Genomic DNA, 400 nt, shown 5'->3' on the forward strand with positions numbered 1-400 from the left:
TTTTCCTCCTTTTCTTTCTTCCCCTCTCCCCTTCCCTTCCCTTTTTCCCTCCTTTTCTTTCCTCTCCCCCCCCCCTTTCTTTTCTTTCCCCCTTTCTTCCCTTCTTCCTTCTTTCCTCTCCTTCTTCCTCTTTCCCCTCCTCCTCTCTTCCTTTTTTTTTCCCTTTTCCTTTCTCTCCTTTCTCTCTCTTCTTTCCCTTCTTTTCCCCCCTTTTTTTTTTTCACTTTCCTTTTTTTTTCTCTTTTCCTCCTTTCTTCTTTCCTCTTTTTTCTCCCTTCTCTTTTTTTCCTTCCTCCCCCTCCTCTTCCCCCCCCCCCCCTTTCCTCCTTTTTCTCCTTTTTTTTCCTTCCTTCTCCCTCCTCTCCCTTCTTCCTTCCCCCTTCTTTCCCCCTCTCTTTTT

At 45.8% G+C, this 400-nt stretch carries 1 protein-coding gene; it reads right to left on the reverse strand.

All coding sequences use genetic code 11. The features are described 5' to 3' along the window. Positions 1 to 400 (reverse strand): hypothetical protein (locus P3R27_RS15580; RefSeq protein WP_301399208.1); only part of this gene is annotated, 400 nt, incomplete at both ends.

The sequence above is a fragment of the Enterococcus spodopteracolus genome (assembly GCF_030441955.1).
Classification (GTDB): domain Bacteria; phylum Bacillota; class Bacilli; order Lactobacillales; family Enterococcaceae; genus Enterococcus_B; species Enterococcus_B spodopteracolus.